Annotated in this window: 8 protein-coding genes and 1 pseudogene; 7 read left to right on the forward strand and 2 right to left on the reverse strand. The window is 66.3% G+C overall.

Going from position 1 to position 8,206, the window contains the following annotated elements; all coding sequences use genetic code 11:
- From NLX86_RS34050 to NLX86_RS34065, 4 genes and pseudogenes are all read left to right on the forward strand, one after another.
- Nucleotides 1-392 (forward strand): annotated as a pseudogene (locus tag NLX86_RS34050) (hypothetical protein); the annotation flags it as partial.
- On the forward strand, nt 392-790 hold the full coding sequence (locus NLX86_RS34055; protein ID WP_254375692.1) for a hypothetical protein: 399 nt from the start codon (nt 392-394) through the stop codon (nt 788-790). The pseudogene NLX86_RS34050 and the gene NLX86_RS34055, both read left to right, overlap by 1 nt.
- A gap of 341 nt (nt 791-1,131) precedes the next feature.
- A complete protein-coding gene (locus tag NLX86_RS34060; protein ID WP_254375693.1) occupies nt 1,132-1,314 on the forward strand; it encodes a hypothetical protein in 183 nt (60 codons plus the stop codon).
- A 40-nt stretch (nt 1,315-1,354) separates the two neighbouring features.
- Nucleotides 1,355-1,978, forward strand: coding sequence for a hypothetical protein (locus NLX86_RS34065; RefSeq protein WP_254375694.1), 624 nt, complete (start codon nt 1,355-1,357; stop codon nt 1,976-1,978).
- Between the two features lie 371 nt (nt 1,979-2,349).
- On the opposite strand, the gene NLX86_RS34070 is transcribed toward NLX86_RS34065, so the two are convergent.
- On the reverse strand, nt 2,350-2,838 hold the full coding sequence (locus NLX86_RS34070; RefSeq protein ID WP_254375695.1) for a hypothetical protein: 489 nt from the start codon (nt 2,836-2,838) through the stop codon (nt 2,350-2,352).
- Between the two features lie 131 nt (nt 2,839-2,969).
- On the opposite strand from NLX86_RS34070, the gene NLX86_RS34075 reads away from it, so the two are divergent.
- Nucleotides 2,970-3,812: a PE-PGRS family protein gene (locus tag NLX86_RS34075; RefSeq protein ID WP_254375696.1), complete on the forward strand. Its 843-nt coding sequence runs from the start codon at nt 2,970-2,972 to the stop codon at nt 3,810-3,812.
- On the opposite strand, the gene NLX86_RS34080 is transcribed toward NLX86_RS34075, so the two are convergent.
- Nucleotides 3,742-5,379, reverse strand: a complete 1,638-nt coding sequence (locus NLX86_RS34080; RefSeq protein WP_254375697.1) for a PE-PGRS family protein — start codon at nt 5,377-5,379, stop codon at nt 3,742-3,744. The genes NLX86_RS34075 and NLX86_RS34080 overlap by 71 nt on opposite strands.
- A gap of 1,087 nt (nt 5,380-6,466) precedes the next feature.
- Here NLX86_RS34080 and NLX86_RS34085 point away from each other — a divergent pair.
- Nucleotides 6,467-7,132 carry a hypothetical protein gene (locus NLX86_RS34085; RefSeq protein WP_254375698.1) on the forward strand — a complete coding sequence of 222 codons (666 nt, stop codon included), beginning with the start codon at nt 6,467-6,469 and terminating at the stop codon, nt 7,130-7,132.
- Between the two features lie 128 nt (nt 7,133-7,260).
- Entirely contained in the window at nt 7,261-7,659 is a 399-nt protein-coding gene (locus NLX86_RS34090; RefSeq protein ID WP_254375699.1) for a hypothetical protein, read from the forward strand.
- Nucleotides 7,660-8,206 lie beyond the last annotated feature (547 nt).

Below are 8,206 nucleotides of genomic sequence, written 5' to 3' on the forward strand. Positions count from 1 at the left end.
TCGTCCGTCAGATCTGCACGCGCCACAACACAAGATCATTTCACAGGCGAGATCCACTTTCGCAACAGGCCCTAGGTGAGAAGGCGGACGGCCGCGTGGAGGAAGAAGACCCGGTGAGCCTGCGCGACCGGTACTCCACCGAGGAAGTCACCGACATGCACCAGAGCGACGATGCCAAGAGGCACGTCGTTCTGATTCAGTCCTGCGTCTTCCGGACCGTCGCCGAGTATCTCGACGAGCAGGGGATCGACCTGGCTGCGTACGAACGGCAGGTCGCCACCGTAACCAACAACATCCTCGTTTATGGGGACAACAACGCCCCCATCCAGAACGTCGCCGGCAGCGGCATCAGTGGCGTCGGCCAGGACAACAAGAATCAGGGAGGCAAGTAATGGTTGTGGGACGGCGTCGCCCCGAACCGGACCCGGGCCGTGGCTCGGGCATCAGTATTGGCGGCAACAACAACGCACCGTTGCAGAATGTGGCGGGACAGAACATCTCCAACATCCATCAGTCTGCCTCGGTGCAGGGCACGGTCGACATTGACGCTGTGCGCGGCCTCCTTGCCGCCTTCCGCGCGGACGTCGACCGCAATGCGGCGGACTTGCAGAACGCGACGGTGCTGCGCGCGATGGCGGACACCGTTGACACCTCGCTCGCGACCTCCGATGCGCCGCAGGTCGGCACACTGCGCGGAATCGCGCAGGCGTTGCCCGCGCTTGTCGTGGGCACCGTGGTCCAGCAAGGAGGCGAGGCGCTCGCCAACGCCATTGGTGGGCTGATGAGTTGAGTCGGCTTGCATCTTGAGCCGGCCGGCGATGCGGGATGAACCGTTCCGGCTGCCGCTTGCGGCGTGCGTGGATACAGTGCTGCGACTAGTTGGGGGGATACGAAGTGGACGAAGTGACGTTCGCGGCGACCACTGTGGCCGCGGCTTTCCTCACCCAGGCGAGCCAGGAGGGGTACCAGAGGGTCCGTGAGGCCATTGGCCGTTTGATCCGGCGCAGCGGTCGAGAGGACGAGGCAGCGGCTCAGCTTGAGCGTCTGGACCGAGAACGGACTGCTGTCGCCCAGGCCCACGCGGGTGACCGTGAGTCTGTCGTGCGGGCCGCCGCGGTTGCGTGGGCTCCCGTGTTCGTACGACTCGCGGAGTCGGAACCGGTCGCGTATGCCGAGCTGTTGGCTCTGGCCCGGCAGGGGCACCCGACCTCCGTGGTCAACCAGCACAACCACGGAACGGGCACCTTCATCAACGGAAACGTTGAAGGCGGCCTCACTATCAACCACGGCGCGGGGCATAGCAGACACAACTGACCCTCAGAGCCAGCGCGGGCAGTACAACCGCGGGCCTGGCGTGTTCATCGCGGGCAATGTGTACGGAAACGTCAACAACCACCAGACGTCACGTCCGGACCACGGGCGGGGTGACGAGCCTCAGGCGTCCCAGGAGCAGCAGCGCAACGAGAAGGAATCTCCGGTCGGGCATCAACCGGAAGAAGCGGACGAGGTGGGGACCGGCGGGGCGTTGCTCGGCTGGACCTTGCTCACCGTCTGGCTACTCGGGTCGTCCGCCTACTGCGTCGTTCTAGCTTTCACGGCCCCACAAGCGGCTGGGGGTTATTTCGGAGCCGTCCTTGGCGTCGTACTGTTCGCCCTCGGTGGGTTGGTCCCGTTGGCCTTCGTGTTCACGGCTCTCGCGGCGATCTGCGCCGCAGGCACGGCCAATGCTGCCGACTCCGCGAGGAAACGATGGGCGCAGGGGCAGCGAGCCGCAGCCCGTTTGAATCTTCGGTACGCGATCTCAGCCGCCCGTGTCGCGAGCGTCAGCGCAGTCCTGGTTGGGTTCATCACGGGGCTCTTCGGATTCCTGGCTATCGGGAAGAAGGCCGCAGACTGGGCTCACGACGCTCGTGAACTCGCCGAGTCCGAGATCGCCAAGACGCGCTCCGCGCTGCGGGAGTGCCTCGACGGGGGATGATCCTGCTCTCGTGGGAGCCGCTTGGGAGCGGGTTTCTGAGGTTGGCTCCCAAAACGGCCCCCCACAACTACTCAGAGATCCGAGCCGCAATGCGGATCATGCTACTGACCTGGTGCTTCTCTGTCGGGGTGGCGGGCTATGCGACTCGTACTCGGCCTGACCGGGCAACGGGAGGCGGCACTCGACGCCCGGCTGGCGATGTCCCCTCATCCGCTGGCGCGGGTGCTCGATGAAATTCTGCAAGTTCGGGGAGCCGCAAGTCGGAAGTAGCCGCAGAGGCGTCGCGTCCTGGGACAGGGCGCGACGCCCATCGAGGGCGCTTCTTCGAAAGATTCGTGCTCGTATTGGGCCCAACTGATGGAGCCCTCGCTTTACTCGCCCGTTGCGGGCGCTCGCCTGACGATGTCGGACAGTGGTCCGCGATAGGTGGTGCCGAGCTTGCTCACCACGCCCAGGGTGGGGCCGGGGCCGTTCTTCATGCGGCTCACGTAGTTTTCGGGCAGCAGAACCCGGTCGCCGACCTCAAGCGGTGTGCTCCCGCGCCAGCGGTAGGCGTATCCGCCGACATCCACAACCTGATGGCCGTCGATCTCGTACACGCGCTTCGCGTCGTCCAGTTGTTCCTCAAGCTCTTTGACGCGCTGTTCCAGTCGTTCGATCCGGGATTTGGAAAAGCTCGCGCTGCTCTCGCTGCCGGATTTGTAGCCTTCACTCCATCCGCGTCGGTGGGCCTCGGCCACGGCTTTGTCCTGCTCTGTGGCATGCGTGCCGCACGCCACGTCCGAGCCCGATATCCGGACCTTGCACGGGTTACCGGAGCGGGTCGGGCGCCCGCAGGTGCGGTTGTGCTGGTCGGTCATGTGAGATCCCCCTGGAAGCAGCTGACCGTGATCTTCTCTCAGGTTTCTGCCGGGGGGACGGCGGAAATCAGACATACCTCGGATCTGTTGATTGGTGCGTGGCGGTGTCGTCGACCTGGCTCAATGGACGTATGGAGACCGGGGAATGCTGGGCGTATCGGGCCACACCGAAGGAGCTGGGTGGCGCGGTGCGCCAAGTGGAGATCGTCCGAGTCCGCGGCTCTGGAAGATCAGGGCGCGTACACGTGCGGTTCCTGGACGGTGATGAGGCTGGCCTGCAGGAGTGGGTGAGCCCCGCCTGCCTGGTGGCCTCGTGGAATGACGTCGAGTCCTTCAGGGCGGATGACACGGCGGAGCGGGCTCTGGCCGAGGCGTCGAAGGAGGTCCGGGGAAGCACGGAGTTCGAGGCGGCCCGGATGATCCTCGGCTTCGTCCGGCCCAAGGGCCGCTTGCGTCTGCGTAGAGCGGTGGCTGACGCGGGGATCCTGGAGTTGGGCCACCTCGAGGAGACGGCACCGCTTGCTGGCGCGGATCCCACCGGACTACGGGGCGATCCCATGGTCCACGAGGACCGCAACGGCTTTTGCACGGCGGGCTGGCCGGTTACCGAGCGGATCGCACGGCAGGTCGCCCGGCGCCTGGCCGAGGAGATCCTGCCCGAGGTGGACCGCAAGCAGCAGGCAGTGGACGAGGAGCGGGCTCGCCCCGCCTACTACTCGTACCAGCGTCGGGACGACCGCAAGCTGGAAGCGGAGGCAGCCGTCCTGCGCACGGTGCGGGAGTGGTGCGGTGAGGACAAGACGGAGCGCTACGACGAGTTGGTTGCCCTACGCGCCGAGGTCATCCGGATCGGAGAGCTGGTCGAGAAGGCGGTCAAGGCCCTACGTGACCGCGGCCACGGCGTCATCGCCTCCACCATTGAGCGCGACCTTGGGGTCCATATCGCCAGCCTTGATCCTGACGTGCGTCGATGAGACCGCGCCACGGATCTGGCTCCGCCTTGGGCGGCGCCGACTGTGCAGCGGGCTTCTTCTCCTTCTCCGGCCGGTGTGGGTGCCAGCCGTCGAGGAACGGCCGCAGTTGATCTCCCGTCGGCTCCGCGTGGAAGTTGAGGGAAGCCAGGCCCTTGCCGCTAAGGGTGGGGTCGAGCCGGTCGGCCTCCGCCTTGCCCCAAGCCGACCACTCTCGCAGTCTCTCGGCTTCGAGGGCGTCTTCCGATGCGGCGGCGGCTTCATCCAGAGCGGCGCAGAACGTCCGGATCTCCCCTGCAGCTTGCCACCTTTCAAGGGCCGTACCGAAGTGCTCGGCTCGTACCGTGTGAACCGCCTTGATCGAAGCCACGCTGACGGCGGCCTCCCACTCCCGCCGCTCGCGCTCCTCCCGCTCCGCTTCCAGGCGTCGGCGCTCGGCCTCCTGCCGCTCCCGCTCCTCTCGTAGGCGCTGCTGCTCTGCCTCACGTTCCAGCCGAGCCCGCTCCTGCTCCTCCGCGCGCGCCTTCAACGCCCGGAAGACTGAACCGATCTGCTCCTCCAACGGCTTCTTGGCGGTGTCGGCCCATTCCTTCTTCCAGCCGTAGCTGTAGTCCGACTGCTGGCTGACCAGCAGTTCCAGTTCGCCGGACGGCTCGAACTTCTGGGCCGGGGTGACACGTTGCCAGTCGTACGTACGGCGGCCCGGCTGCTTGGGGACGTACCGGACCTGTTTCTGCATCTCGCGGAAGCTGACCTCGTACGTCCTGCCGTGGACGGTGAGCAGCGGCCTCGGCTGCCTGCGTTTCTTGGACACCGCGATCTCGCCGTGGCGTGCGAGGGCTTGCTCGGCGAGGAGGCGGAGCAGTGAGAGCACCCGGGGAAGGACGTCCTCCGAGATCTCGAAGGCGCTGTGGTCCGCTGTGACTGCGGCGATCACGTCCTCGACATCGGTGATCACACGGCTGCGCGCCAGCCGGATCCGGTTCCACTCGGTCTCGTCCTCGCCGGTCACCCTGAGCAGCCCGAGGAAGAAGTCCCCCTTCGCCCGTCCGCTGTACTTCAGGTGGTATCCCTCAGGGGCACATTGCCGGGCTGCGTCGAACGATCTGCGGTAGCGGGCCCGTTTCTCGTCGCTGGGGTTCGGGATCCGGAGGAACCGCCCCGCCTGCTGTACCTCCGCGATCAAAGCGGCGCCGACTTCTGCCGGCGACGGCCGTGAGGGCTTCGCGGTGCGCTGCGGCGCTGGCGCCGTCGTGGGTGAGGCTGGGGCTTGCCTCTGTGCTGGAGGGGTTGTTCGTTCCCGTTGCTCGGAACCCGCCGACCGCTGCTTGCGCAGAGCCGGTTCCGGCCGGTCCGGGTGATGGCCGTGCTCCAGGTAGAAGCGTCCCGCGTCAGTGATCTCCGCCTGCCACTTCCCACTCTGCTTGGGCATGGTGATCAGGCGCCGCTCCTTGAGCGCGCGTGCGGTAAGAGCGAGCTCGGGGCTGTCCGACGTGACGGGGTCGGTTCCGTCCTCGATGCGGGTGAGGAGTGCGAGCTGCCGGTCGTTTAACGGAGACCATGGGTGCATGGCGATCGTCGTACCGTCTGTGAGCTCCTCGGCACAAGCCGTGGGGATGACTCTCCCGGGCACACGCGGCGCACGGCACGCTTGAAGGCAGAAGCCACTCGCTGGGAGCCACCGGGGAGCCGCTTCCCGAGGTCGGCTCCCAAATGGCTCCCAAAATGGTTCCACAAAGCAAATCAGGCCCGGCGCTGATCTCTCAGCACCGGGCCTGACCTGGTGTTTCAGCTGTCGGGGTGGCGGGATTTGAACCCACGACCTCTTCGTCCCGAAGCAATTCGATCACTGGCCCGGGGCGCGGTCGCAGCCTCGTTGACCTGGGACGACGGTCCCTGAACGTCCGTGGTTGTTCGGCGTAGTACGCCGCGGTTGTAGCGCAGTTAGACACTCAGCCGCGCGTAACGACTCAGGGGAAGTCGCCTTCGGCGCCTGCGACCCACAAGGGTGGGCTTCGCCGACGGCTGCAACACCCCGGGTGTTGCAGCCCGTCTGTGCCCGGATAGCCCGGACAGTAGCGCTGGGAGCTGTCCGGGCTGTTTCCACAGGTCACAGCCTTAACCGGACAGTCGGACAGCTGGGACAGTCGCGCTCACCCCAAGAGGTGGGAATTCAGAGGCAGTTTCTCAACCGATCTTGGGACGTGTGGGGTCGAACAGGTTTCCCGCTCGGGTGATCTACGGTCGTCGGCGCATGAAGGCAGGGCCTCTCGGTAGCTCGGGGATGCGAATCCGAACCGAGCACGCCGGGAGGCCCTGTTGCCGCAGTTGTACGCGCCCGCGCCCGTCGGGACCAGGCCACCCGGAGGGCTCGTCGTTGATCACGCACGGCAACGGAGAGCCGTCGTTTCCCGAGGAGAGGGGAGCCTTCGCGCTTTCCTCGTTTTGAGGTTCCTCTGAGCTAACTGTCCGCTGACGTGGCGCGATTCGGCGTCTGCGCGTGACCCGCGTCACTTAGCCATTGCGCCTCATGATCGCAGCGCGGTAGGAACGGCGCACGCAGATCACCCAGAGCTTTCTTCTTCGCATCGCTCAGGGTGACGGGTTTCGGCTCCCTGACCAGGAGCCGTCTCAACACACTTATGAAACGGGGACACATGAGCCGCATCGCAATGCGCACCGCACTGCCTCTCATAACCGCCGGGGCCGTGCTGCTGGCAGGAGCCGGCGCGAGTGCCGCCGCTCCGGTGGACGAGCCGACTCCGGCCGAGGGCGCGGAGATCGTTCTGGACGACGGACGTGTCGTCGGCGTCGACGACACGGTCACCTTCACGTTCGAGGGGGAGAAGCCCACGGCCCTGCCCAAGGCGGGGAAGGGGGACATGGGCCCGATGGCCTGCCCGGAGGTGAACGACCGGCCGAAGTACACCGTCAAGGGATCGCCGCACTTCATCGCCGATAAAAAGAAGCCGCAGTCGACGTGGCTGCTGCCCCGTCAGACCGTGACGTGGACCGTGACCGGCAGTCACACCTTCACCTGGGACATCGGCGCCAGCGCCGAGGCGGAGGCGGGGGCCATCCTGGCCAAGGCCAAGGTCAGTGTCGACACCAAGATCAGCAACGCCTGGACGTGGACCGGGACGCAGACCGTCAACGACACGAACAGCACCTCGAAGGGCTATCGGGCGGTGCTCGGGCAGGTCGGCTGGAAGCTCACGGGCGTGAAGACGTGGATCGCTCCCCCCTGTAACGTCAAGAAGAAGACCATTGTCGTCCTGGCTCCGCGGAAGGGCGACATGTCGATTGGGCGGCAGAACTCATGAGTCGGACCAGGGGAATGGACCGGAGGGCCGTCCGGCGCCTCTCCGTCGGCCTCTCCGTCACCGCGCTACTCGGTGCGGGGGCGTGCAGCCCGGACGAGCAGTCCGGGTCGCCTTCGAAGAGCCCGAGCGTGACAGGGTCGGCCCCGACGACGACTTCGGACACGGCCGGCGCCGAGGCCGCGAAGTCCGTGCTGGAGAGGGCCTTCGTCACCAGGGAGTCCCTAGGGGCCGGGTCCGGCGGGCTGGAGCGGCAGTTCGGCAACACGCATCCCTCCGCGCCTGACGACGTGCTGAGCGTGACGTTCGCGTTCACCTGCACGGGTGGCGCCAAGGTGGCGCTAAAGATCGCCGTCGGAGACAAGGACGTGCCGTCGGCCGCTGGAACCCAGGTGTGTGACGGCTCCATCTTCCAGCGGAGCATCGACATGTCCAAGCCCGGTCCTCTCGGCTTCTCGGCCACCGTCACTGGCTCCGAGGGTGGGGCTTACGCCTACGCCTACTACGCCGAGAAGAAGCAGCTCCCTTAGCCCGGCAGGTAGGTACGGCCCCGAGCCCCCGCACCCCGGTGCGGGGGCTCAGTTGATGTGGACGATCTGGAACGCGGGTCGAACAGGTTTCCCCCTCGGGGGATCTACGGTCGGTCGGCGCATGAAGGCAGGGCCTCTCGGTAGCTCGGGGAAGCGAATCCGAACCGAGCACGCCGGGAGGCCCTGTTGCCGCAGCTGTACGCGCCCGCGCCCTTTGACTTCAACTCGTCCGTCGTGTCGTGCGGTTGTCTCGCGGACGTGTACGGCAACGCGGCCGATCACCCGGACCGAGGGCGCCGGTATCCCTCGGACATGACGGACGAGGAGTGGACAGCGGTGCGACCGCTGTTGCGCCACCCCGGCATGGTTTGAGGGCCGCGGTGGGCAGCCCTAAGGGTACTGCCACCGCCAGATGCTCTATGCGCTTCCCAGCGCTTGCCGCAGCCGGAATGATCAACCTGACCGATCCAGCTAGGGCCTGTTGCGAAAGTGGATCTCGCCTGTGAAATGATCTTGTGTTGTGGCGCGTGCAGATCTGACGGACGAA

Origin of the sequence: Streptomyces sp. A3M-1-3 (genome assembly GCF_024213665.1) — a bacterium.
In the GTDB taxonomy this organism is placed as follows: Bacteria; Actinomycetota; Actinomycetes; order Streptomycetales; family Streptomycetaceae; genus Streptomyces.

What these genes read in the sequence shown, in the direction of transcription:
- NLX86_RS34080 (WP_254375697.1), bottom strand. Translation starts at nt 5,379, where the DNA reads ATGCACCCATGGTCTCCGTTAAACGACCGGCAGCTCGCACTCCTCACC.
- NLX86_RS34075 (WP_254375696.1), top strand. Translation starts at nt 2,970, where the DNA reads ATGGAGACCGGGGAATGCTGGGCGTATCGGGCCACACCGAAGGAGCTG.
- NLX86_RS34085 (WP_254375698.1), top strand. Translation starts at nt 6,467, where the DNA reads ATGAGCCGCATCGCAATGCGCACCGCACTGCCTCTCATAACCGCCGGG.
- NLX86_RS34055 (WP_254375692.1), top strand. Translation starts at nt 392, where the DNA reads ATGGTTGTGGGACGGCGTCGCCCCGAACCGGACCCGGGCCGTGGCTCG.
- NLX86_RS34070 (WP_254375695.1), bottom strand. Translation starts at nt 2,838, where the DNA reads ATGACCGACCAGCACAACCGCACCTGCGGGCGCCCGACCCGCTCCGGT.